Source organism: Piscinibacter sp. PDB1-1 (genome assembly GCF_056675995.1).
The window spans coordinates 2,374,866-2,395,193 of record NZ_JBWVZJ010000001.1; the positions used below are offsets into that span (position 1 = coordinate 2,374,866).

At 69.0% G+C, this 20,328-nt stretch carries 23 protein-coding genes and 1 tRNA gene; 7 read left to right on the top strand and 17 right to left on the bottom strand.

Features of this window, described 5'->3' with window-relative positions; all coding sequences use genetic code 11:
* Positions 1–172: 172 nt before the first annotated feature.
* A complete protein-coding gene (locus tag AC1KAR_RS10995; protein WP_480317387.1) occupies positions 173–1,021 on the top strand; it encodes a pectate lyase in 849 nt (282 codons plus the stop codon).
* A 24-nt stretch (positions 1,022–1,045) separates the two neighbouring features.
* The gene (locus AC1KAR_RS11000; RefSeq protein ID WP_480317389.1) at positions 1,046–2,152 is read left to right on the top strand and encodes a hypothetical protein; all 1,107 of its coding nucleotides are present in this window, start codon (positions 1,046–1,048) and stop codon (positions 2,150–2,152) included.
* Positions 2,153–2,204: 52 nt separating this feature from the next.
* Here the strand turns inward: AC1KAR_RS11000 and AC1KAR_RS11005 are convergent, their stop codons facing one another.
* Positions 2,205–3,017 (bottom strand): hypothetical protein, encoded by an 813-nt coding sequence (locus AC1KAR_RS11005; protein ID WP_480317391.1) that lies wholly within the window; start codon positions 3,015–3,017, stop codon positions 2,205–2,207.
* Between the two features lie 168 nt (positions 3,018–3,185).
* Positions 3,186–3,261: transfer RNA gene (locus AC1KAR_RS11010), tRNA-Arg, on the bottom strand.
* Between the two features lie 110 nt (positions 3,262–3,371).
* Here AC1KAR_RS11010 and AC1KAR_RS11015 point away from each other — a divergent pair.
* On the top strand, positions 3,372–3,926 hold the full coding sequence (locus tag AC1KAR_RS11015) for a c-type cytochrome (RefSeq protein WP_480317393.1): 555 nt from the start codon (positions 3,372–3,374) through the stop codon (positions 3,924–3,926).
* Between the two features lie 136 nt (positions 3,927–4,062).
* Entirely contained in the window at positions 4,063–4,596 is a 534-nt protein-coding gene (locus tag AC1KAR_RS11020; RefSeq protein ID WP_480317395.1) for a DUF3455 domain-containing protein, read from the top strand.
* Here the strand turns inward: AC1KAR_RS11020 and AC1KAR_RS11025 are convergent.
* The 4 genes from AC1KAR_RS11025 to purU all read right to left on the bottom strand — a co-directional run bounded on the left by AC1KAR_RS11025 (position 4,584) and on the right by purU (position 7,589).
* A complete protein-coding gene (locus AC1KAR_RS11025; protein ID WP_480317397.1) occupies positions 4,584–5,135 on the bottom strand; it encodes a DUF2946 family protein in 552 nt (183 codons plus the stop codon). The two genes, AC1KAR_RS11020 and AC1KAR_RS11025, sit on opposite strands and share 13 nt — an antisense overlap.
* Positions 5,128–6,150, bottom strand: a complete 1,023-nt coding sequence (locus AC1KAR_RS11030; RefSeq protein WP_480317399.1) for a YheT family hydrolase — start codon at positions 6,148–6,150, stop codon at positions 5,128–5,130. The genes AC1KAR_RS11025 and AC1KAR_RS11030 overlap by 8 nt, the downstream gene beginning before the upstream one ends.
* 83 nt (positions 6,151–6,233) lie before the next feature.
* On the bottom strand, positions 6,234–6,683 hold the full coding sequence (locus AC1KAR_RS11035) for a YybH family protein (RefSeq protein ID WP_480317401.1): 450 nt from the start codon (positions 6,681–6,683) through the stop codon (positions 6,234–6,236).
* A 12-nt stretch (positions 6,684–6,695) separates the two neighbouring features.
* Positions 6,696–7,589, bottom strand: a complete 894-nt coding sequence (gene purU, locus AC1KAR_RS11040) for a formyltetrahydrofolate deformylase (protein ID WP_480317403.1) — start codon at positions 7,587–7,589, stop codon at positions 6,696–6,698.
* A gap of 190 nt (positions 7,590–7,779) precedes the next feature.
* Between purU and AC1KAR_RS11045 the strand changes: the two genes are divergently transcribed.
* Positions 7,780–9,936, top strand: coding sequence for an AfsR/SARP family transcriptional regulator (locus AC1KAR_RS11045; RefSeq protein ID WP_480317405.1), 2,157 nt, complete (start codon positions 7,780–7,782; stop codon positions 9,934–9,936).
* On the opposite strand, the gene AC1KAR_RS11050 is transcribed toward AC1KAR_RS11045, so the two are convergent.
* From AC1KAR_RS11050 to AC1KAR_RS11100, 11 genes are all read right to left on the bottom strand, one after another.
* The gene (locus AC1KAR_RS11050; RefSeq protein WP_480317407.1) at positions 9,926–10,321 is read right to left on the bottom strand and encodes a hypothetical protein; all 396 of its coding nucleotides are present in this window, start codon (positions 10,319–10,321) and stop codon (positions 9,926–9,928) included. The two genes, AC1KAR_RS11045 and AC1KAR_RS11050, sit on opposite strands and share 11 nt — an antisense overlap.
* A gap of 85 nt (positions 10,322–10,406) precedes the next feature.
* Positions 10,407–11,408, bottom strand: a complete 1,002-nt coding sequence (gene waaF / locus AC1KAR_RS11055; RefSeq protein ID WP_480317409.1) for a lipopolysaccharide heptosyltransferase II — start codon at positions 11,406–11,408, stop codon at positions 10,407–10,409.
* Position 11,409: 1 nt separating this feature from the next.
* Positions 11,410–11,616 carry a zinc-finger domain-containing protein gene (locus tag AC1KAR_RS11060; protein WP_480317410.1) on the bottom strand — a complete coding sequence of 69 codons (207 nt, stop codon included), beginning with the start codon at positions 11,614–11,616 and terminating at the stop codon, positions 11,410–11,412.
* 14 nt (positions 11,617–11,630) lie between these two features.
* Positions 11,631–12,554 carry a branched-chain amino acid transaminase gene (locus tag AC1KAR_RS11065; protein ID WP_480317411.1) on the bottom strand — a complete coding sequence of 308 codons (924 nt, stop codon included), beginning with the start codon at positions 12,552–12,554 and terminating at the stop codon, positions 11,631–11,633.
* Positions 12,555–12,587: 33 nt separating this feature from the next.
* Positions 12,588–12,986: a hypothetical protein gene (locus tag AC1KAR_RS11070; protein ID WP_480317413.1), complete on the bottom strand. Its 399-nt coding sequence runs from the start codon at positions 12,984–12,986 to the stop codon at positions 12,588–12,590.
* Positions 12,983–13,255, bottom strand: a complete 273-nt coding sequence (locus AC1KAR_RS11075; protein ID WP_480317415.1) for a hypothetical protein — start codon at positions 13,253–13,255, stop codon at positions 12,983–12,985. The genes AC1KAR_RS11070 and AC1KAR_RS11075 overlap by 4 nt, the downstream gene beginning before the upstream one ends.
* A 9-nt stretch (positions 13,256–13,264) precedes the next feature.
* A complete protein-coding gene (feoB, locus tag AC1KAR_RS11080) occupies positions 13,265–15,109 on the bottom strand; it encodes a ferrous iron transporter B (RefSeq protein WP_480317417.1) in 1,845 nt (614 codons plus the stop codon).
* A complete protein-coding gene (locus AC1KAR_RS11085; protein ID WP_480317419.1) occupies positions 15,106–15,366 on the bottom strand; it encodes a FeoA family protein in 261 nt (86 codons plus the stop codon). The genes feoB and AC1KAR_RS11085 overlap by 4 nt, the downstream gene beginning before the upstream one ends.
* Positions 15,367–15,497: 131 nt before the next feature.
* Complete coding sequence (locus tag AC1KAR_RS11090; RefSeq protein ID WP_480317421.1) at positions 15,498–16,280, bottom strand: metallophosphoesterase family protein; 783 nt, start codon at positions 16,278–16,280, stop codon at positions 15,498–15,500.
* Positions 16,281–16,296: 16 nt separating this feature from the next.
* Positions 16,297–17,652 (bottom strand): DNA repair protein RadA, encoded by a 1,356-nt coding sequence (gene radA, locus AC1KAR_RS11095; RefSeq protein WP_480317423.1) that lies wholly within the window; start codon positions 17,650–17,652, stop codon positions 16,297–16,299.
* Positions 17,649–17,969 (bottom strand): DUF2917 domain-containing protein, encoded by a 321-nt coding sequence (locus tag AC1KAR_RS11100; RefSeq protein ID WP_480317425.1) that lies wholly within the window; start codon positions 17,967–17,969, stop codon positions 17,649–17,651. Before AC1KAR_RS11100 ends, radA begins: the two co-directional genes overlap by 4 nt.
* Positions 17,970–18,148: 179 nt before the next feature.
* On the opposite strand from AC1KAR_RS11100, the gene AC1KAR_RS11105 reads away from it, so the two are divergent.
* Positions 18,149–19,594: an aminotransferase-like domain-containing protein gene (locus tag AC1KAR_RS11105; RefSeq protein ID WP_480317427.1), complete on the top strand. Its 1,446-nt coding sequence runs from the start codon at positions 18,149–18,151 to the stop codon at positions 19,592–19,594.
* A gap of 13 nt (positions 19,595–19,607) precedes the next feature.
* Positions 19,608–20,237 carry a LysE family transporter gene (locus AC1KAR_RS11110; protein ID WP_480317429.1) on the top strand — a complete coding sequence of 210 codons (630 nt, stop codon included), beginning with the start codon at positions 19,608–19,610 and terminating at the stop codon, positions 20,235–20,237.
* Positions 20,238–20,328 lie beyond the last annotated feature (91 nt).

Sequence of the window (20,328 nt, forward strand, 5' to 3'; positions counted from 1 at the left end):
TGCAATATAACGAAGATCGCGCTGCCCGGAGCGCCAACGTCTTGAGTGAGCTGCGGCAGACGCACGCACCTTGCAGGCGTTTGCATGGAAGTTTGTGCCTACTCTCTTTGTGCCCGCGAGGGCCGGCGGCCGAGCCTCGGCGGCACGACAACATCCACTGGAGAGAGACAACATGAACTTGCCTACACAGCCCGGCGCACGACTGGGCATCTTCCTCAAGGGCCTGAGTGGCCTGGCCCTGCTGGCACTGAGTGGCCTCGTGGCCGCCGCGCCCGGTGTGCGCACCGTGCCGAGCTGCACCAAGGTCAACATCAGCAGCACCATCGACGTCCCGGCCGGGACCACCTGGGACGGCGTGGCCCGTTACGGCCGCTGGGTCTGCCTCATCGGCACGGCCTCCAACATGAGGGGCGACCAAAGCGAATCGCAGATCCCCATCTTCAAGCTGAACAACGGCGCCACGGTGAAGAACGTGGTGATCGGTGACGGCTCCAAGGGCAGCGGCACCGCGCTGGCCGCCGGCGGCGCCGATGGCGTGCACTGCTACGGCGTGTGCAACATCACCAACGTGTACTGGGCCGACGTGGGCGAAGACGCCGCCACTCTCAAGCCGCAGAGCGGTGTGACCGGCAAGCTCACCATTACCGGAGGCGCGGCCTTCAAGGCCAAGGACAAGGTCTTCCAGCACAACGGCAACGGCACGCTCGTGATCCAGGACTTCTACGCCGACAACATCGGCAAGCTCTATCGATCGTGTGGCAACTGCGCCCCGCAGTACGCGCGCAAGGTCACGATCAAGGGCGTGCGACTCGGCACGGTCAACGCGGGCGTCGCTGGTGTGAACAGCACCTACGACTCCTACTCCGGCATCAGCGGCCAGTACGACGTGGCGACCATCAGCGATATCGTCTACTCCGGCAGCAAGCCCAAGTGCGACACCTACGTGGGCACCGGCAAGGGCCGCGAGCCAGGCAAGGACACCAACGCGAGCCGCATCGCGCGGGCCTGCCTGTTCCGCTGACGCTCCGGCACAGCCCGCCTGCCCATGACGCTGAGCGCTCGGCTCGTCTGGTGGTTGCCGGTGCTCGGCATGGCCTGCGCCGTGCTGCATCTGGCCACGGATGAAGGCAGTGGGAACGGCGTGGCAGTGCAAGAAATGGCCGCCCCGGCGGTGGCGATGTCGCGGCCACCGCAGGCCGCGGCATCGGTGACCCCGCTCGTCTCGTCGGGCGATGCGCAACTGAATGCCGCGCTGGCGGCACTCGCGCCGCGCTGGCAGTCGCTCGCTGCCGTGCCGACCGAGCAGATCGAGGCGCTACCCGCGGCGCAGATCCTCCTGCGCGACAGCGTCGCCCGGCTCCAGCCCTGGTTGGGGCAGGCCTCGCTGTGGGCGGGCCTGCCGGCCTTGGGCCCGCATGCCGGCGTGGTGGGCGTGGCGCTCATCGTCTCGGTGCCGCCCGCCGACCGCGGCGTGGCGCTGCGCCATGCCAATGCGCTGGCCTCGGCGATGCCCGAGCGCGCCGAGTCGGTCTATGCCGCGCTGGTCGAGCCCTTCGCGCAGCGCCGGGATCTCGGCCTGCTGCTGCAGGCGCTGGGCGCGGCGCCGTTGCTCGACGATGCGCGCCAACGCCTGCAGCAGGCCGCCGTGGCGCGCTGGGCCGATGACGACGGCGCTCGCGCGGCCGCGTGGGCGCTACAGAACAGCACGGCCGCGCCGCTGCTGAGCCTCATCAGCGATCGCTGGATCAACCAGGACGCGCGTTCGGCGACCGTGTTCGCGAGCAGCACGACGGGGCCACAGCGCGATGCGTTGTTGCCCGAGTCCGTGTCGCGCTGGTTGGCGCTCGATGGCGCTGCCGCACGCGAATGGCTGCGGGGCCAGCCCGCGCAACCCGAACTCGACGCGGCGGTCGCCATGCATGCGAGCGGCGACGAACTGTTGCGCCAGCATCCTGACGAGGCCCTCGCCCTGGCGCTGCGGATCAACGACCCCGCCCTGCGCTGGCAGACCCTGGTGACGATGGTGCGCAACCTCGACGACATCGACCCGGCATGGGCCGATCAATGGCCCAACCGCATGCCCTTGTCGGCCGGCGAGCGGGAGCGATTGCTGGCCGAGGCGCGCATGCCTGAGCCCGCGCAGCAGGAGTGAATCGCTCAGCCCTGTGTCGACCTGCGATCGCGTCGCACTGTCACGCGTTGTGTCACCAACGCGTGGCCAGCGTGAGCTTGATGAGCAGGTCGTCGTTCCAGCGCAGGATGGGCATGGTGCTCGCCCCGTTGTAGACGGCCAGGTTGTACTTGTAGTAATCGGCACTGAGCGTCAGGTCGACCGGATGGCCCGACGGCCCGCTTGCCCAGGATCCGAATCGCGTGGTCAGCGCGGCGGAATACTGGCTCTCCAGCGTCTGGTGCGTGTCCCACCAGCGCTGCGCCCGGGCCGAGATCGACCACGATTCACCAAGGCGCCATTTCGCATTGGCGGCGGCCGACAGCGCGAAGGTGTTGTTCACGAGTTCGCCGCGGTCGTATCCCTGTTCGCGCGGGATCTCGTCGTCGATCTCCAGGAAGAACCACCCCGCACCGGCTTCGACCGAGGCCTGGAACGTGCCACCCGCGTAGCCGGCTAAGAGCACGGGCAATGCCGTGAGCTGGCGCTCGACGCCGCTGACGGTGTTCATGCGGTCGGTGAGATCCAGCGCCCAACCGGCGTGCAGCGGGCCCGATCGCCACAAGTCGCCGCGGATTCCGGCGCTCGCTTCCCACCACACCGGGATGTGGTCGGTGTCCAGGTGATCCTTGTCGTGGTCGAGGTAGAGCACGAAAGAGCCATACAAGTGATGGCCGGCGTCGGTGTGATGGTCGACCCGGAAGCCCGCATTCAGCCCATAGGTGTGCGAGTCGACGTCCGGGACTTGGAAGTCGTGCACCCCCATCGCGTACCACCACTCGGCTGCACGGCCACTCAGTGGCAGGGCGAACAGCAAAGCGACGGCGCAGACGCGCAAGGAGATCATTGGGCAGGTGAGTGAGGAGCGGCGCCCGAGCTTACGGGCGCGAGCGCTCACCTGTATGACGAGTGTTGAAACAAACCGTCTCCAGCCTGAGCCCGCAGCATGGCCCGCGCGTGAGCCGGCCGGCCATGAAAAAAGCGCTTGGCACAACTGCCAAGCGCTCGGGTTCTCTGGCGCGTCTGGCTGGGATCGAACCAGCAACCCCTGCCTTCGGAGGGCAGTACTCTATCCATTGAGCTACAGACGCACAGGGCCGCGATTCTACCAGTGGGCCCGTGCGTGCGCGGTCGGGCCTGGGGCGCCGTCTATAATCCCGAGGTTTTGCGCCAGACACACCGTCCAGCCTTTGAGGATGACATGAGCGACTCTCATCACAACGATTCCGCACACGAAGAAGCCCACGAAGGGCCGGTCAAAACCGTCAAGCAGCTCGTCTGGGCCGTTGTCTTTGCCTTCATCGTTCCGATCGCCGTGATCGTCTTGCTGGTCTCGTACGTGGCCTCGGACAACAAGGCCGCGCCGGGCAGCAATGCGATGTCGCCCGAAGCCACCGTGGAGCGCATCCGCCCCGTGGCCATGGTCGAGGTGAAGGATGTGAACGACCTCGCGTCGATGAAGACAGGCGAACAGGTGTTCACCGGCCAATGCGCCGCATGCCATGCCGCCGGCGTGGCGGGCGCTCCCAAGCTCGGCGATGCGGCGGCCTGGGCGCCGCGCCTCGGACAAGGCTACGAAACTCTGCTGACGCACGCCCTCAAGGGCAAGGGCGCGATGGGCCCGCAGGGCGGCGGCGATTTCAGCGATTTCGAGATCGGCCGCGCCGTGGTCTACATGGCCAACAAGGGCGGTGCGAGCTTCGCCGAACCCTCGGCGCCTGCGGCCGCCGCTTCGGCGGCGTCGGCAGCGAACTGATCGCACGCCCCCTTCGATCACCGAGCCGACCTGCGGGTCGGCTTTTTCTTGCCGGGATCCGATTGACGCATGCCTGCGTACAAGGGGTTGGCAATGGCTTCGCCGCTGCCCACCCCTCGTTCCCACAGGAGATGCCATGAAAAACCCCCTCTTGCTCGCGCCGCTGGCTGTGCTGGCGACTGCTTGTGCCACCAGCCCCGCCCCGACCATGGTCGACAACAGCCAAGTGCCCGAGGCGGTGCGTGCGCCCGCGGGCGCGCGACAGACGATGTGGACCGTCGGCCGCGGCGAACTCACCTACGAATGCCGCGAGAAGAAGGACATGGCTGGCTCGTTCGAGTGGGCAGTCGTCGGGCCCGTGGCAACGCTCTATGGCGCCGACCAGACGACGGTAGGCAAGTACTACGCTGGCCCCACCTGGGAGGCCAAGGACGGCTCCAAGGTCACGGGCAAGCAGGTGGCGGTGTCGCCTGGCGGCACAGGCAACATCCCGCTTCAGCTGGTGAAGGCCGACCCTGCGATGGGCGCCGGCGCGATGCAGGGCGTGGCGTACATCCAGCGCCTCAACACGATGGGGGGCGTGGCACCGACGGGCGGTTGCGATGCGACGGCCAAGGGGCGGCGCCAGCAGGTGGGCTACAGCGCCGACTACGTGTTCTACGGCATGTGATGTGCCTGGACCTGGGCCTGCGGGCTCAGGCAATGGCCGAAGCGCTGCGGCAGTTCGGTGCTCTTCGATTCGGCCACCGACCAGTGGCCGTTCTCGATGGCGTCGGCGGCGGTCTCCATGTCGAGCGTGTGCACGATGCCCAGGCCGATGTCGGTGGCGATGTAGAGCCGCCCGGCTTCGTCGACCCAGGCAGACTCGAAGCGAGCCTCGCGATCGGTGTGCGAGCGCAGGCTCGGCGCCTGGCCGGTGCGCGCATCGAGGCGCCAGATCCAGGGCGCGGCCTCGAGCTCGACATAGACGCGCTGCGGGCCGTTCTGGAAGAACCAGCAGCCGTGCTCGTCGCGCTCGTAGTTGCGGTCGATGAACTCGCGCAGCTTCTCGTGGTTGATGCGGCTGCCCTTGACCTGCGGGAACGGCCCGGCCGCCTGGATGCGGTCGTCGCGCATGTACCAGTCGCCGCGGGCGTCGAGTGCGAGCCAGCCGTAGCAGGCCGGCACGTTGGGCCACTTCTTCAATGCGGCCTTCACGATCTCATCCATGGCTTGCCTCCTTTTGTGTGGTGCCCGCGTAGGGTGCCATCCACGCCATCACCTGCTCGGGCAAAGTCAGCACGTGGCCGGGCCAGCGCCCGCGGGCAAAACCGACGTGCCCGCCATGTTCGGGTTGCCAGAGTGTCACGAAGTTCCCGACCTCGTGCTGGCCGGGCAGGCTGCTCGCAGGGACAAAGGGGTCATTGCGTGCGTTGAGCACCAGCGCAGGGATGCGGATGCGGTGCAGGTGCGGTTTGGCCGAACCGCGCGTCCAGTAGTCATCGGTGTTGCGAAAGCCGTGCAGCGGTGCGGTGAAGACGTTGTCGAACTCATAGAGATCGCGCGCGGCCTTGAGTTTGCGCCCGTCGAACAGGCCCGGGTGCTGGGCGAGCTTCTGCAGCGCCTTGGGCACCATGGTGCGCAGGAACATGCGGGTGTAGACCACGCGGTTGAAGCCCTGGCCGATGCAGCGCCCGCCGGCCGCGAGATCGATCGGCGAGCACACCGAGCACACGGCGCCCACGGTCTGCGAGGCGTCGTCGCCGGCTTCCTCGGCCCAGCGCAGCAGCGCATTGCCGCCGAGCGACACGCCGACCGCCACGATGGGGCCGTGGTGCTGCGCCCGCATGCGCTGGAGCACCCAGCCGATTTCTTCATAGTCGCCCGAGTGGTAGGCGCGCGGTGCGAGGTTCATCTCACCCGAGCAGCCCCGGAAGTGCGGCACGGCATACCGCCAGCCGTTCTCGCGGCACCAGTTGGCGAACGCCAGCGCGTAGTGGCTGCCCGAGGAGCCTTCGAGGCCGTGGAACAGCACCAGCAACGGTCTCGCGACCGAGTCGTCGGCGGGTGCCGCCGCGAAATCGACGTCGATGAAGTCCTGGTCGGGTGTGGTCCAGCGCTCGCGGCGGTAGGTGGGCCGTGGGCCCTGGTGGCTGCGCGCAAAGAGTGCAGGCCAGATGGTTTGCAGGTTGCCCGCCACCAGGCCTTGGCTTGCGAGCCAGCGGGGGGCGCGGTAGTTGTGCATGTCAGGCTCGTTCGGCTGTCTGGAGAGGCTGACGCTTCCTCGTCGCGAGCAGTGAACGCGCTGCTCGCGGGAGCGTCAATCCATCAATGCAGGACGGAAGGGGTTTCTCCGACCTCTGGCAATTCTTGTGCCGAACCGGGGCTTGCGTGGTGGGCGACGAGGCGCCAGCCGAGCGAGGTCTTCACGTACACGTTCGTCGCCAGCACGTAGGCCACCTGCGGGCCTTCCTCGGTCATCACCTGGATGCGTTCGACGACGCAATGCACCGCGCTGTCGTGGGTGACGATGCGGCGCACCTTGTCCGGATGGGCGTCGATGGCGTTGCTGGCGAACATGGCCTCGAACGCGCTGCGGATGGCCGCCGCACCGATCATGCGCGGGCCGTTCGGGTGCACGCAGCAGATGTCGTCTTCGTCGGCCCAGACCGCCATCAGCTTTTCGATGTCGCCGCGTTGCAAGGCTTCGTAGAACTGCGCCTCGGTGTCGTCGGACGTTGACATCAGGGCGGCGGCGGGGGGTTTGGGGCGGGCCATGGTGCGGTGCGCTCAGAGAAAGGTCACGGTCTTCTGGCCGTTGAGCAGCACGCGGTGCTCCACGTGCCAGCGTACCGCGCGGGCCAGCACCATGCTCTCGACATCGCGGCCGACGGCGGTGATGTCTTCGGCGCTGAGCGAATGGTCCACGCGGGCCACGTCCTGCTCGATGATGGGGCCTTCGTCCAGCTCGGGCGTCACGTAGTGGGCAGTGGCGCCAATCAGTTTCACGCCGCGGTCGTGTGCCTGGAAGTACGGCTTGGCACCCTTGAAGCTCGGCAGGAAGCTGTGGTGGATGTTGATGGCGCGGCCCTTCAGGAAGGCGCAGAACTCGGGGCTGAGGATCTGCATGTAGCGCGCGAGCACCACCAGGTCGACCTGATGCTCGCTGACCAGCGCCTCGACCTGCTTCTCCTGCGTGCGCTTGACCTCGGCGCTGCTGCCCGTGGGCAACGGCAGGTGATGGAAAGGGATCTCGTAGCGCGCAGCCAGATCGGCAAAGCTCGGGTGGTTGGAGACGATCGCCGGGATGTCGATCTGCAACTGGCCCGAATGGCAGCGGTAGAGCAGGTCGTTGAGGCAGTGGCCGTGCTGGCTCACCATCAGCAGCACGCGCGAGCGGCGTGCGCGGCTGTGGAGCTGCACGTTCATCTCGAACTGCAGGCGAACGCTGGTGAGCAGGGTGTTGAGCGTCTCGGTGCTGGCCAGGTGCGGTGGTGCCTCGAAGTGCACCCGCATGAAGAAGAGGCCGGTGGCATGCACGCCCGCCTCGCCGGGCAGATCGGCGTACTGCTGCGAATCGAGGATGTTGCAGCCCGCCTGATAGAGCAGGCCGGAGACGGCAAAGACGATGCCCTTGGCATCGCGGCAAGACAGGGTGAGGACGAACTCGCGCGACAGGCTCATGGGGGGCGAATTGTACGGACCGGGGGTCTTTGCGCCGCCGTGCGGCCGAACACCCGGGCCAGGGCTTGCCATCCGCGCGCGACTGCTGCGTGCCTTCCACGCGCGCCGTGTGGGGGCTGGCCCGCTGAGTACGTCTGCCCGACCTAAACTGCCTGCGAACCTGCCACGGGCTCACCGCGGTCGCCGGTCCATGACACCCACCCCACCCACCGACGAAGAGCTGCGCCACGCCCGCGACACGCTGCGCGTGCAGGGGCCGGGCTGGTGGCGCGCCGGAGAGGTCGAGCCGATCGAGGCCCTGTCGCACGACCTGCCCTTCGAACACCTCGTGCGGTGGCCCGACATCGCTTACTGGCGCGCCCTGGCGGCCCTGTTGCGCGGCAGCGCCGAGGCGCTGCCCTGCCTCGAACAGGCCTACCTCGGCCACGACGCGGCGGGCGACGCGAGCGGCCGTGCGGTCTGCGCCCATGCGGCGCTCGTGGTGTGCCTGCTCGACGTCGGCGCCATGGACCAGGTGAGCGACTGGCTGGAGCGCGCCCGCTGCGCCGGGTGGCCTGCGCCGCCAGGCGACGACACGCCGGGCCTGTGGTTGCGGCTCGGCGCGCTGGCGCGCGTGGTGCTCGGGAGCCACGTGCTGGCCGACGCGGATCTCGCGGCGGCCTGGCTGCATGCGCAACTGCGGCCGCTGCGCACCCAGCTCTCTGCGGATGAGCGGCTGATCGCCGCGCAGGTGCTGGTGAACTACCACTTCGTTCAGCAGCAGTACGAGCAGTTCGACTTCCTCGCCGCGCTGGTCGAAGCGCCTGAGCTGTTCAACGCCGCGGCCGCGCACCTGCGCGCCCACTGGTTCTACATCCTCGGCTTTGCGCACTACCAGATCGGCGGCCACGCCCGTGCCGAGCCCCTGTGGCGCCAGGCCCTCGCGCTGGCCGAGGCACAGGCCCTGCCCGGCGTGCAGCTGCTCGCCACGCTGGCCATGGTGCGCCTGCTAGTCGATCGCGGCAGGCTCGACGAGGCCCACGCCTCGGTGGAGGCGATCCGCCCGCAATGGGGGGCGGGGCGCACGAGGCAGCTGGTCGAATGGCAGCAGATGCGGGCCCGCGTGCAGCTGATGCGCGGCCAGCCGGTGCAGGCGCTGGCCACATTGCGCGAGGCGCTGCAGTTGGCGGATGCGAGCGGCCTGTCGGCGCCGGAGCAGGCGTCCTTTCTCACCGACCAGGCTCAGATCCTGGCGGCGCTCGGGCAGGACGAGGAAGCCTGCACGCTGCTGCAGCAGCTGGCCGCCCAGCACGCCGGCCGCGATGCCGAGGTCTACACCTGCCTGCATCTGCTGCTGCAGGCTTGGCAGCTGAAGGGCCGCGACGAAACCGCGAGCCGGGCCGCGTTGGCCGAGGCGCTGGCGCGCGCGCGGGCCGTGCGCTACACGATGTTCCTGCGGCTCCTGCCGGCACGCGCCGCGCAACTCTGCGCACTGGCGCTGCGCTGGCAGGTCGAGCCGGTATTCGTGCGCGAGGTCATCCGCGATCGTGGCCTGCCCGCGCCGACCGAGGCCGATGCGCGGTGGCCGTGGCCGCTGTGGTTGCACATGCTCGGCGGCTTTTCGATCGCGCTGGGCGGTGTGCCGCTGGCTTTGCAGGGCAAGACGCCGCAGAAGCCGCTGGAGCTCTTGCGGCTGCTCGCCTGCGAGCGTTCGCAGGCGCTGGGCATGCTGGCCGCGCAGGAGGCCTTGTGGCCGCAGGCCGACGACGACGCGGCAGCGCGCAAGAACCTCGAGATGGCCGTGCAGCGCCTGCGCCGCCTGCTGGGCGACGAGTCGCTCGTGCGGGTGGGCGATGGGCGCGTCGCGCTCGATGCGGCGCGCGTCAGCTCCGACCTGGCGCAGCGCCGCGCCCTGGTCGAGCGGCTGGAGGCATCGGCGATGCACGCACGCGACGCGTCGGTCGATGGGCGCAGCGCGCCGCAGGCGGTGAGTTCACTGATCGCACGCGTGATCGACGCGAGCCGGGGCGAGCTGTTGCCCGGCGCGCCTGCGGCCCCCTGGCTCGACGCCGAGCGCCAGCGCTGCCAGCGCGAGCTCGTGCGGGCGGCGCAGGCGGCCGCGGTCTTGCTGGCGGGCTTCGGCGAGCAGCGTGCCGAGCGTGAACTGCTCGAACGCTCGCTCGGGCTCGAACCCCTGGCCGAGAACCTGGTGCAGCGCTTGATGGAGGTCTACGCCGGCGCCGGGCAGCGTGCCGAGGCGGTACGCGTGTACGAGGCGCTGGTGCGCGAACTCGCGTCGCGCGGCCTGCAGCCGAGCACGGCGACCGGCGCGCTCTGGCGCCGCATCGTCGGCCAGGTCAGAAGCTGACGTCCACCTTCGCGGCCGGCACGCCGGCGTCGACCAGCGCCTGCTTGAGCGCCTGCGCGCGGGCACTCGCCTGGCGGGTGGCGGCGCTGCCCTGCAGGTTGGCATCGGCCGCCACGCGCAGCTGCAAGGGCGCTTTGGTTCCGCTGGCCCAGCTGCGGGCGAGGGTGCTGATGGCGTCCTGCGACTGCCGGGTCAGGCCGTCGCCGCTGAACTCCACCGCGTCGACGGCCTTGCGCCATTCATCGCCCGCAGCGCTCACGACGCTCAGGGTGGTGATGCAGGGCTTCTTGCCGCAGGGGCCGGCGCTGATCGCCGGCGTCGCGGCGAGCAGCGCCAGGGCGCAGACCATGGCAAGGCGCAGAGGACGGCGAGGGGCTGTGCTCATGGATGTCTCCCGTGGGTTGTGAAGGCGAGCACGCACTCTAGAAGGGTGGGCGACACCCCGCCACCCCTAGGACCGCACGCCGTTCTCAGCGTCCCGGGGCCAGCGCCTCATCCAGCGCCGCCTGCACGCGCTGCGGCGTCACGCCGGTCAGGCAGCGCGTGTGGCCGAAGCGGCAGACGCGGTCGAAGCAGGGGGCGCAGTCGAGCTGCAGTTCTTCCTTCAGCCAGATCACGCGGGCGCGCTCGTTGAGCGGCGGCGTGTGCTCGGGGCTGGTGGAGCCGAACACCGCCACCTGCGGGATGCCGAAGGCCGCGGCCACGTGCATCAGGCCCGAGTCGTTGCTGACCACGCCGCGTGCGGCAGCGATCAGAGCCATGGCGTCGATCAACGAGGTTTTGCCGGCGAGCACGCGGCAGGCGCCGGGGGCAGCGGCGGAGATCTCTTCACACAGTGCCGCTTCCTTGCCCGAGCCGAGCAGGATGACGGACAACTGCGTGCGCGCGTGCAGGTCGCGGGCGAGCTCGGCGTAGTGGCTGGCCGGCCAGCATTTGGCCGGGCCGTACTCGGCACCCGGCGCAAAGGCCCAGTAGCCCTGCGGGCCGAGGCCGACGGCGCTGGTCGCGCGTTGCAGGGTGGCGGTGTCGAAGCTCAGCCGGGGCTGTTCGCCTTCACCGCCCGCGCCGGCGAGCGCGCGGTAGAAGGCCACCATCGGTGGGCGCCCGGCCGGGCTCGGCAGGCGCCGGTTGAGCAGCAGGTAGCGGCCTTCGCCGTGATACCCCACGCGCTTCGGGATGCGCGCGAAGAAGGGGATGAGCGCCGACTTCAGCGAGTTCGGCAGCACGTAGGCGGTGTCGAAGCGGCCCTTCAGGCCGGTGGCGAGTTGCCGGCGCGCCTTCCAGTCGAGCCGACCGTGCGCAAAGGGCAGCTCGATCACCTCACCCACTTGGGGCATCGCGCGGTAGACCGGCGCGACCCAGGGCAGCGCGGCCACCGTGAGCGCCTCACCGCGCTGCGCGAGAGCACGCATGAGCGGCTCGGACATCACCGCGTCGCCGATCCACTGCGGCGCGATGACGAGGGTCTTCACCTCAATGCCCGCCGTGGACCTTCTCGCCGGCTTTGAGGCGGTACTCGGTGCCGCAGTACGGACACTTGCCGCCGCCGTGGCCGGCTACGTCGATGTAGACCTTGGGGTGGGCGCTCCACAGGGTCATCTTCGGGTTGGGGCAGGGGATGACCCCGGGGCCTTGCAGGTCGGCCGCGAGAAGTTCGACGACGGCTTTGGGTTCGCTCATGACGGCCTCCTGCTTCAGACGGCGGTCAGCCACTCGGCGTACTTCGGGTTGCGGCCGTTCACGATGTCGAAGAACGCGCTCTGGATCTTCTCCGTGATGGGCCCACGCGAACCCTGGCCGATCTCGATGCGGTCGAGTTCGCGGATCGGCGTCACTTCGGCGGCGGTGCCGGTGAAGAAGGCCTCGTCGCAGATGTAGACCTCGTCGCGCGTGATGCGCTTTTCCTTCAGTTCCAGGCCGAGGTCCTTGCAGATCGCGAACACCGTGTTGCGGGTGATGCCGTTGAGCGCACCGGCCGACAGGTCGGGCGTGTAGACCACCCCGTTCTTGATGACGAAGAGGTTCTCGCCCGCGCCTTCGGAGACGAAGCCCGAGGCGTCGAGCAGCAGTGCCTCGTCGTAGCCGTCGTCGGTGGCTTCCATGTTGGCCAGGATCGAGTTGGTGTAGTTGCTGACCGACTTGGCCTGCGTCATCGTGATGTTGACGTGGTGGCGCGTGAAGCTGCTGGTCTTGACGCGGATGCCGCGCTTCAGGCCTTCTTCGCCCAGGTAGGCGCCCCAGGACCAGGCAGCGACCATCAGGTGGATCTTGTTGCCCTTCGGCGAGACACCCAGCTTCTCGGAGCCAATCCAGGTCAGCGGGCGCAGGTAGCAGCTCTCGAGCTTGTTCTCGCGCACGACCTGGCGTTGCGCTTCGATCACCTGTTCGATGCTGAACGGGATCTTCATGCGCAGGATCTTGGCGCTGTTGAACAGGCGCTCGGTGTGTTCGCGCAGGCGGAAGATCGCCGTGCCCTGGGCCGTGTTGTAGGCGCGCACGCCTTCGAAGGCACCGCAGCCGTAGTGCAGCGTGTGCGAGAGCACGTGGATCTTGGCGTCGCGCCACTCCACCAGCTCGCCATCCATCCAGATTTTTCCGTCGCGGTCGGCCATCGACATGGCAGGCTCCTGTTTTCGATCAAGAGCGCGATTTTAGGCCGTGGGCGCTTCGGGTTCGGTGTCAGGGCGGATCAGTTCCCAGCGGCGCAGCTTGCCGCGCGAGAACTCGAGCGTGACACGGTTGGCGCCGTTGTCGGCCCAGGCCCAGGTTTCGGGCTGTTCGCTCACGCGTTCGCCCAGGCTGCGGGTCAGGGTGATGACGTCCATCATGGTCATGCCGGTCTTGAGATTGGCGTTGAACATCACTGCGCTGCCAACCTGGCCCTTGGGCGACGTGCCGGCCTGCTTCATGGCCCGCATGGCGCGGCTGAACTGCAGCAGCAGCCAGAAGACGACCACGCTCAGCGCCATCACCACGCCCTGCCAGCCGTAGGCGTGCCAACTCGCGGCCACGGCCAAGCCGGCCAGGGCCCAGCCCACGTACGGGTTCATGGCTGGGGCTTGCCGCGGCGATGGATGCGAATGGGCTGCTCCGCGGGGGCGCCTTTTCCGGGCTTGCCGGCCTGCGGCGTGTCGCAGCCGTTGCAGCCGCAACCGGTGGGCGCCTGCGCGGCGCGGCGCACGTGCTTGTCGATGAATGTCGGCAAGGGCCAATGCTGGAGCCGCGTGGCCAGCGTGCGGCGCAGGCCCGACGGCATCAGCGACCAGGCGGCGTAGAGCGTGCAGCCGGTGACGATCAACGTGACGATGAGTTCTTGCATCGCGGTCTCCTAGGTCAGCATCAGCGCGATGCGGTAGGTGATGAACGACGCAATGTAGGCCAGCCCGAACAGGTAGGCGGCCATGATGATCGGGTAGCGCCACGAGTTGGTCTCGCGCTTGACCACCGCCAGCGTGGCCATGCACTGTGGCGCGAACACGAACCATGCGAGCAGCGAGTAGGCGGTGGCGAGCGACCAGTCCTTCTGGATCAGCTCGTGCAGCGATTGCGTCACCTCGTCTTCGTCGCCCGACAGCGCGTACACCGTCCCCAGGGCGCCGACGGCGACCTCACGCGCGGCGAGCCCCGGCACCAGCGCGATCGAGATCTGCCAGTTGAAGCCGATCGGCTCGAACACATGGTGCAGCGCCTTGCCGAGCTGGCCGGCATAGCTCGTTTCGATGGCCGGCTGGGTGCTGCCCTCGGGGGCGGCCGGGTAGCTGGCCAGGAACCACAGCACCACGGTCAGCGCAAAGATGATCGTGCCCACGCGGCGCACGAAGATGGTGGCGCGTTCCCACAGGCCGATCACGAGATTGCGCAGGCTCGGGCGGCGGTACGGCGGCAGCTCCAGCATCAGCGGCTGGTAGTTGCTGGTATTGCGCATCCACTTCAGCGCCCAGGCCACGACGACGGCCGACAGCACGCCGGCCACGTACAGGCCGAAGAGCGTGAGGCCCTGTAGGTTGAACGGGCCGACTTCGCTGGCAGGGATGAAGGCGGCGATCAGCAGCGCGTAGACCGGCAGGCGTGCCGAGCAGGTCATCAGCGGCGCGACCATGATGGTGGCCAGCCGGTCGCGCCAGTTCGGGATCGTGCGCGCGGCCATGATGCCGGGGATCGCGCAGGCAAAGCTCGACAGCAGCGGGATGAAGGCACGGCCCGACAGCCCGACCTTGCCCATCAGGTTGTCGAGCAGGAAGGCGGCGCGCGGCAGGTAGCCCGAGTCTTCGAGCACCAGGATGAAGAAAAACAGGATCAGGATCTGCGGCAGGAACACCAGCACGCCGCCCGCGCCGGCGATGATGCCGTCGACGATCAGACTGCGCAGCGGGCCATCGGCCATGTGCTCGGTGGCCAGGCCGCCGAGCCAGCCGGTGGCGTCTTCGATCCAGCCCATGGGCGCCTCGGCCCAACTGAACACCGCCTGGAAGATCAGGAACAGCAGCACGGCGAGCAGCGCGATGCCGGCCACCGGGTGCATCACGATGCCGTCGAGCCGGTGATTGAAGCGCTTGAAGCTGCGCGCTTGCGGCGCGACCAGCGACAGCAGGCGGCGCACCTCGGGTTGCAGTTCGGCGTAGTTGGCGGGCTGGTCGGCGGCCGTCGGCACGGGCCACGAGGCCTGTCGCTCCAGTTCGGCCAGCAGAGGAGCATGCCCGTGGCTTTGCACGGCGACGGTCTCGACCACCGGCACGCCAAGCTCCTGCGACAGGCGCCTCACGTCGATGGCCAGGCCGCGCTTGCGGGCCACGTCCATCATGTTGATCGACACCACCATCGGGCGGCCCAGGCGCTTGAGTTCGAGCACCAGGCGCAGGTTCATCGGCAGGTTGGTCGCATCGACCACCGCCACGATCGCGTCCGGCTTGGGCTCGCCCTGGCGCTGGCCGGTGACGATGTCGTGGGTGATCTGTTCGTCGGCCGTCGTTGGCGTGAGGCTGTAGGCGCCGGGCAGGTCGACCACCGTGACCGTGCGGCCGTTCGGCAGCGTGCTCGTGCCGATCTTGCGTTCGACCGTCACGCCGGCGTAGTTGGCGACCTTCTGGCGGGCGCCCGTCATCAGGTTGAAGAGGGCCGTCTTGCCGCAGTTCGGGTTGCCGACCAGGGCGATGCGCAGGGCTTCGGTGCTCATGCCGGCACCCCCGAGCCCACTTCCACGCACTGGGCCTCGACCAGTCGCAGGGCGAACAGCGTCTCGCCGATCTGTACCGCCAGCGGTTCGCGCCCGCCGGGGCCGCGGCGCAAGACCTGAACCGGCTCGCCGGGCAGGAAACCCAGCTCGGCCAGACGGCGCAACATGTGTTCGTCGGCGTCGGGCGAAGCAGGGCTCAGGCCCAGTACGGTGCCGTGCGCGCCGTTGGGCAGATCGGAGAGGCGGGGGGAGGGCATGAAGTCATCCGCGGTGGGCAAGTTGCAAATGATAATGACTCTTATCTAGCAACCAAGTTCCTGGGGTACTCGGGCGAACCCGCGCCAGGGCGATCTGCGGACCAATGCCCGCAATCTGTGCCCGGCGGTCTTCAGGCCATGACGCGTCCGACGCGACCGGTGCGCAGCGCATCGGCCCAGTCGGGTCGCCCGTGGCGCTCGGCCTGTTGCGCGGCGGACTCGTGGTCGTAGCGGACGCGCCGCAGCTTGACGACCCAGCCGTCGGCTCGCCGCGTCAACACGGCGTAGCGGGCGTGCGGCGTGCCGGTTTCAACGACATGCGGGTCCGGATGGTTGTCGTCGTAGGCGGGCAGGCCCACGCTGCCGGGATTCACGACCTTCAACTCGCCTTCCAGCCGGGCGCAGCGCGGCAGGTGGCTGTGGCCGCACAGGATCAAGGCATGGGGCACGCCCTGCATGGCGGGGCCGACGCGCGTTTGCAGTTCGTCGCGCGTGGCCGGGCGCAGGCCCGGTGACTGGCCCGGCGCGAAATCGGGCGTCACCGTTTCCATCAGGTAGTGCAGGTCGCTCGTTGGCGTACCGTGGCAGAGGAACACGTCGCTCTGCCAGCGCAGCGTGGCGGGCAGCGCGCTCAGCCATGTGCGGTGGCGGTCGCTCAACAGCGCGACGGTGTGGCGATCGGTGGCGCTCATGTCGCCCGTCGCCTCCGTGAGCACCTGCCGCTCATGGTTGCCTGCGATGGTGGGCAGGTCGAGCGATATCAGCAGCTCGGCGGTCTCGACCGGCCACAGCGGGCCGGAGAGGATGTCGCCCAGGTTCACGATCGCATCGACACCCGCCTGCCGCGCATCGGCGAGCACGGCTTCGAGCGCCGGCAGGTTGCCGTGGATGTCGCTGACGGCGGCGAACTTCATGGTGGGCCTGAGCTTGCTACAGCTCGCGCACCCGGTCCACCGCTTCCTCGATGCGTTCCACCGCGTGGATGGTCAGGCCCTCGATCGGCTTCTTGGGTGAGTTGGCCTTGGGCACGATGGCTACGCTGAAGCCGAGCTTGGCGGCCTCCTTCAAGCGCTCCTGCCCGCGCGGCGCGGGGCGCACCTCGCCAGCGAGACCCACCTCGCCGAACGCGATGAAGCCGCGCGGCAGGGGCTTGCCGCGCAGGCTGCTCTGGATGGCCAGCATCACCGCGAGATCCGCCGCCGGCTCGCTGATGCGCACGCCGCCGACTGCGTTGACGAACACGTCCTGGTCCAGGCAGGCGATGCCTGCGTGGCGGTGCATCACGGCCAGCATCATCGCGAGCCGGTCGCGGTCCAGGCCCACGCTCAGGCGCCGCGGGCTCGGGCCGCCCGAGTCGACCAGCGCCTGGATCTCCACCAGCATCGGCCGCGTGCCCTCCAGCGTGACCAGCACGCAGGAGCCTGGCACCGGCTCGGCGTGGGTCGAGAGAAAGATCGCGCTCGGGTTGGCCACGCCCTTCAGGCCCTTCTCCGTCATCGCGAACACGCCGATCTCGTTGACCGCGCCGAAGCGGTTCTTGATCGCGCGCACCAGGCGGAAGCTGCTGTGCGTGTCGCCCTCGAAGTACAGCACCGTGTCGACGATGTGCTCCAGCACGCGCGGGCCGGCCAGCGCGCCTTCTTTCGTCACGTGGCCGACGAGGATGATCGCCGTGCCGCTGCTCTTGGCGATGCGCGTGAGCTGCGCGGCGCACTCGCGCACCTGGGCCACCGAGCCGGGGGCCGAGGTGAGCTGCTCGCTGTAGACGGTCTGGATCGAGTCGATCACGCACACCGCCGGCTGCTCGGCCTCGATGGTGGCGCTGATCTTCTCCAGCTGGATCTCGGCGATCACGCGCACCTGCGAGCCATCCAGCCCCAGTCGCCGCGAGCGCAGCGCCACCTGCGCGCCCGATTCTTCGCCGGTCACGTAAAGCGTGGGCACGGTCTTCGACAAGGCATCCAGCGCCTGCAACAGCAGCGTCGACTTGCCGATGCCCGGGTCGCCGCCGATCAGCACCACGCCACCGGCGACGATGCCGCCGCCCAGCACGCGGTCGAGTTCATCGACGCCGGTGGGCTGGCGATCGACCTCGGTGGCTTCGATCTCGCTCAGTGTCGTCACTGGCTGCGCGGCGGCCAGCGACTGGTAGCGGTGCTTGGAAGGCGCTTCGGCCACGCCTTCGACCAGCGTGTTCCAGGCGTTGCAGTGCGGGCACTTGCCCAGCCACTTGGGGCTGGTGCCGCCGCACTCGCTGCAGGTGTAGACGGATTTGGTTTTGCTCACCCTGCGACTGTAGCGGCCGGGGTGGCTCGCCCGGTGAGCCTGCGCAGCAGGCGCCGTGCGGCGCGGCCCAGCCGATGCCGCAGGCGGTCGCCGCCTTCGAATCGCAGCCACACATCCTGCTCGGCCTCGATCAGGGTGCCCTGGCCGCGGCGCAACTCGAAACACTGACCGTGGTGCAGGAAGTGGTCGACCAGGTCGTTGCTCCGCGTCATCCAGACCCGCCCCGACACCACTCGCACGCGCACCGAGGCCTGGTCCCAGGCGAGCACTTCGCCCTGGCTGAGCTTGAGGGTGACGGGGGGTGCAAAGCGAACCATGGTGGCCTCCGAAGGCGTGCGTTTCTGGGCGATCAGTGTTCCGCTCCCGCCCGGGCGCCGCCATATCCAGCCGGCGGTGAACTGCACCAGCACAGATGCCGCGCACGCCATCTGTACTGGTGACAACTGACGAGCTCTGTGCCTGTCACACCCTGCCACCCGCGCCCACAATGCCGCCCATGGACACCCCTGCCGATGCCGGCTTCCCGCTCTACCACCGCGTCGCCGGGGAACTGGCGCAAGCCATCCACGGCGGCAGCCTGCGCACCGGCGATCGCCTGCCCTCGGTACGCCAGCTCTGCCAGCAGCACGGAGTGAGTGCTTCCACGGTGACGCTGGCCTACCGCTGGCTGGAGAACCAGGCGCTGGTCGAGGCGCGGCCCAAGTCGGGCTACTTCGTGGCCCAGCGGCACCAGCCGCTGCCCGAACCGGAGATCGACACGCGCATGGGTCGGCCCGGTTTCGTCACCGCCGACGACCTGACCCGCGAATTTCTCTACGGCAATGACGACCCGCTGGCCGCGCCCTCGTTCTGCCCCATGCCGGCGCGCGAACTGCTGCCCGAAGCCAAGCTGCGCCACCTGACGGCGCGCCTCAACCGGCTGCACCCGGAGTACGCCTCGCGCTACTCGATCACCGGCAGCGCGGCGCTGCGGCAAGAGATCGCCCGCCGCACGGTGAGTGCCGGTGTGCGCCTGCGGCCCGAAGAGATCATCCTGACCAACGGCGGCACCGAGGCGGTGTTGCTGGCGCTGCGCTCGGCCGCGCAGGCGGGCGACACCATCGCGGTCGAATCGCCTTGCTACTGGATGCTGCTGGAGATCATCCGCAGCCTGGGCATGCGCTCGATCGAGATCCCCACTCACCCGCGTGAAGGCATCTCGCTGGAGGCGCTCGACCTGGCCACGCAGACGCCGGGGGCGGTGAAGGCCTGCGTGGTCATCCCCAACTTCAACAACCCGCTCGGCAGCCTGATGCCGCTCGACAGCAAGCGCCGCCTGGTGGCATTGGGCGCGGCGCGCGGCTTCACGCTGATCGAGACCGACATCTACGGCGAGACCTACCTCGGCGACGAGCGCCCGCCGGTGCTCAAGAGCTTCGATGCGCGCGACGACGTGATCCTGTGCTCGGCCTTCACCAAGACCGTCGCGCCGGGTTACCGGGTGGGCTGGATGGCGCCGGGCAGGCACTTCAAGACCGCGCAATCGCACAAGTTCCACACCTCCATCACCGGAGGCATGCTGCCGCAGGAGGTGCTGGCCGAGTTCATCCGCGACGGCGGCTACGACCACCACATGCGCAAGCTGCGCGCCGCGCTCAAGCTGCAGGCGCAGCAGATGGCCGACGCCGTGACGCGCTACTTTCCGGCCGGCTGCCGTCTGAGCCGCCCGCAAGGTGGCTTCATGCTGTGGATCGAGCTGCCGCCGCAGGTCGATTCGCGCAAGGTCTTCGAGCAGGCGCGCCGCGAGCACATCGGCTGCGCGCCGGGGGCCACGTTCAGCTGCAGCGGCCGCTTCGACCACTTCATCCGCGTGCACTACGGCGACCCGTGGTCGCCCAAGCTCGACGCGCACATCCGCAGGCTCGGCGAGATCGTCGCCGGGCAACTCTCACCGTCCACCTGATCGGATCGACACCATGGAACTCACCACCTGGCTCGCCTTCTTCGCCGCCGCCTGGGCCATCAGCCTTTCGCCCGGTGCGGCCGCCGTGGCGTCGATGAGCGTGGGATTGAGCCACGGCGCGGCGCGCGGCGTCTTCCAGACGCTTGGCATGGTGCTGGGCATCTGGACGCAGGTGCTGGTGGTCGGGCTCGGCCTGGGCGCGCTGATCGCGGCCTCGGCGATCGGCTTTGCCATCGTGAAGTGGCTGGGCGTGGCCTACCTCGTCTACCTGGGCGTGCAGCAATGGCGCGCACCGGCCGTGCCGCTGGCGGCGAGCAGCGGCGCCGAGGCCGGGCGCGCCAGCCGGGGCGCGCTCTTCCTGCGCGGCTGGATGGTGAACGCCGTCAACCCGAAGGGCACGGTCTTCCTGCTCGCCGTGGTGCCGCAGTTCCTCGACCCCAGCCAGGCGCTCGCCGTGCAATACGTGGTGATCGGCGCCACCCTCGGGTTCACCGAGTTGGTGGTGATGACCGGCTACGCCGCGCTGGCCGCGCGCGTGCTGCGCCTGCTCAAGACGCCGCGCCAGATGCGCTGGCTCAACCGCAGCTTCGGCGGGTTGTTCGTGGCGGCGGGTGGTGTGTTGGCCTTGTTCAAGCGAGTGTGAGCACGCGCTGAGCTACGGGTTGTCACAACCCGGCCCTTGAGTCGGCGGGGCGGCTGCCGAAAACAGGTCGTCACGGCCTGTCGAATGCACG

Coding starts and splice junctions, on each gene's coding strand:
- purU (WP_480317403.1), bottom strand. CDS start 7,589: ATGAGCCTGTCGCGCGAGTTCGTCCTCACCCTGTCTTGCCGCGATGCC.
- AC1KAR_RS11100 (WP_480317425.1), bottom strand. CDS start 17,969: ATGGTTCGCTTTGCACCCCCCGTCACCCTCAAGCTCAGCCAGGGCGAA.
- AC1KAR_RS11105 (WP_480317427.1), top strand. CDS start 18,149: ATGGACACCCCTGCCGATGCCGGCTTCCCGCTCTACCACCGCGTCGCC.
- AC1KAR_RS11065 (WP_480317411.1), bottom strand. CDS start 12,554: ATGTCGATGGCCGACCGCGACGGAAAAATCTGGATGGATGGCGAGCTG.
- AC1KAR_RS11025 (WP_480317397.1), bottom strand. CDS start 5,135: ATGGATGAGATCGTGAAGGCCGCATTGAAGAAGTGGCCCAACGTGCCG.
- AC1KAR_RS11050 (WP_480317407.1), bottom strand. CDS start 10,321: ATGAGCACAGCCCCTCGCCGTCCTCTGCGCCTTGCCATGGTCTGCGCC.
- AC1KAR_RS11015 (WP_480317393.1), top strand. CDS start 3,372: ATGAGCGACTCTCATCACAACGATTCCGCACACGAAGAAGCCCACGAA.
- AC1KAR_RS11110 (WP_480317429.1), top strand. CDS start 19,608: ATGGAACTCACCACCTGGCTCGCCTTCTTCGCCGCCGCCTGGGCCATC.
- AC1KAR_RS11060 (WP_480317410.1), bottom strand. CDS start 11,616: ATGAGCGAACCCAAAGCCGTCGTCGAACTTCTCGCGGCCGACCTGCAA.
- AC1KAR_RS11085 (WP_480317419.1), bottom strand. CDS start 15,366: ATGCCCTCCCCCCGCCTCTCCGATCTGCCCAACGGCGCGCACGGCACC.
- AC1KAR_RS11035 (WP_480317401.1), bottom strand. CDS start 6,683: ATGGCCCGCCCCAAACCCCCCGCCGCCGCCCTGATGTCAACGTCCGAC.
- AC1KAR_RS10995 (WP_480317387.1), top strand. CDS start 173: ATGAACTTGCCTACACAGCCCGGCGCACGACTGGGCATCTTCCTCAAG.
- AC1KAR_RS11030 (WP_480317399.1), bottom strand. CDS start 6,150: ATGCACAACTACCGCGCCCCCCGCTGGCTCGCAAGCCAAGGCCTGGTG.
- AC1KAR_RS11000 (WP_480317389.1), top strand. CDS start 1,046: ATGACGCTGAGCGCTCGGCTCGTCTGGTGGTTGCCGGTGCTCGGCATG.
- AC1KAR_RS11005 (WP_480317391.1), bottom strand. CDS start 3,017: ATGATCTCCTTGCGCGTCTGCGCCGTCGCTTTGCTGTTCGCCCTGCCA.
- feoB (WP_480317417.1), bottom strand. CDS start 15,109: ATGAGCACCGAAGCCCTGCGCATCGCCCTGGTCGGCAACCCGAACTGC.
- AC1KAR_RS11045 (WP_480317405.1), top strand. CDS start 7,780: ATGACACCCACCCCACCCACCGACGAAGAGCTGCGCCACGCCCGCGAC.
- AC1KAR_RS11070 (WP_480317413.1), bottom strand. CDS start 12,986: ATGAACCCGTACGTGGGCTGGGCCCTGGCCGGCTTGGCCGTGGCCGCG.
- AC1KAR_RS11075 (WP_480317415.1), bottom strand. CDS start 13,255: ATGCAAGAACTCATCGTCACGTTGATCGTCACCGGCTGCACGCTCTAC.
- AC1KAR_RS11020 (WP_480317395.1), top strand. CDS start 4,063: ATGAAAAACCCCCTCTTGCTCGCGCCGCTGGCTGTGCTGGCGACTGCT.
- AC1KAR_RS11090 (WP_480317421.1), bottom strand. CDS start 16,280: ATGAAGTTCGCCGCCGTCAGCGACATCCACGGCAACCTGCCGGCGCTC.